The sequence below is a fragment of the Halogeometricum sp. CBA1124 genome, from assembly GCF_009741955.1.
Lineage (GTDB): Archaea > Halobacteriota > Halobacteria > Halobacteriales > Haloferacaceae > Halogeometricum > Halogeometricum rufum.
Window position 1 is genome coordinate 1 of record NZ_WPCD01000374.1, and the last position, 1,216, is coordinate 1,216.

Here is a 1,216-nt window from a genome sequence, read left to right on the forward strand (position 1 = left end):
GGTTCGTGGCAGGCTCCGTGCCGGTGTCCGTACCGGGCCGCTTCGGTGTCCGCCGGGCGCTTCGTGTCCGTACCGGGCGCCTCGGTTTCGGTGTCCGTCATCTCCGTCTCAGTCATCTCCGTCTCCGTCATCTCCGTCTCCGTCATGTTCGTCTCCGTCTCGACGCTCTCCACGACGTTCCCGTCGAACGTCTCGGAGTCAGCAGCGCCGCCACGGACTGTCAGCTCGAACGTGTCGCCGACTTCCTGCTCGCTGAAGTCGAATGTACTGGAGAACGTCTGGTTCTCCGTGACGTAGACGGTCGCCGTCTTCAGGAAGCTCGGCTGCGTGTCGCCGCTGGAGCGGGCGCGCAGGCTGACTTCCGTGCCGGGTGCGACGGTCGTCTCGCCCATTATCGTCTGCTCGCCAGAGGCCGAGACGTTCACGGGCTCGTCGACCATGTACTCGGCCTCGACGAAGCTGTAGTCGTCGAGGACGGTCTCGCCGTCTTCAACGTCGGTGAGGTTGTCTTCGTCCTCGTAGACGGTGAAGTTGGCTTCGAGCGAGTCGTCATCTTCGATGGACCGCGTGTCCGTGTTCAGGTTGTTGGAGTCCGTGTCGTAGATGATGAAGTACGTGTCGTTCTCCGAGTCAGCCCACACGGTCGCGTTGTCCGGGCCGAGGAGGACCTGGTACGGGTCGCGGTTCGCACCGGGGTCCATCTGCTCGACGGTGAGCTTGTACTCGTCGCCGTCGTTGTCGAAGAACTCACTCGTCACCTCGTCCTCGTCCTGAGCGCCCAGCAGGCCTTCGAGACCGGAGGCCTCGAGCTGGTGGACGGCCATGTCGCCGTAGGCGATCTGGTTGGACTGGGTGAGGTTGTTGTCACCGACCGCGTCGTAGAGTTCTTCGGTGTCGTCGAAGCTGGTGCCCGTCGGGGCGGTCCAGCTACGGATGGACGTCGTGTTGCGCTCTTCGAGCGTCAGCGTGCCGACGCCTGCGAGTCTTCTTCCTCGCTCTGACCGGCGCGGACTTCGAGGTCGTACTCGCCGGATTCGAGGAGCGAGTCGACGCCTTCCTCGATGGTGGCGTCAGTGATGGAGTCGTCGTCGTCCTCCAGGTTGGGCACGTCGTAGACGTTTCGTGTTCTCGACGTTTACCCCGAGCGACCCCGTTGCCGCCCCACGTGTTTGAACAGGAGGTTGACTTCGCCGTCGCCGTTCTCGTCTTCGACCGT

Annotated in this window: 2 protein-coding genes; both read right to left on the reverse strand. The window is 63.5% G+C overall.

Features of this window, described 5'->3' with window-relative positions; all coding sequences use genetic code 11:
* On the reverse strand, positions 1-824 hold an 824-nt coding region (locus tag GJ632_RS21600), incomplete at its 3' end, for a BGTF surface domain-containing protein (RefSeq protein ID WP_343161324.1).
* Positions 825-961: 137 nt separating this feature from the next.
* Positions 962-1,108, reverse strand: a complete 147-nt coding sequence (locus GJ632_RS21605) for a hypothetical protein (protein ID WP_191453988.1) — start codon at positions 1,106-1,108, stop codon at positions 962-964.
* Positions 1,109-1,216 lie beyond the last annotated feature (108 nt).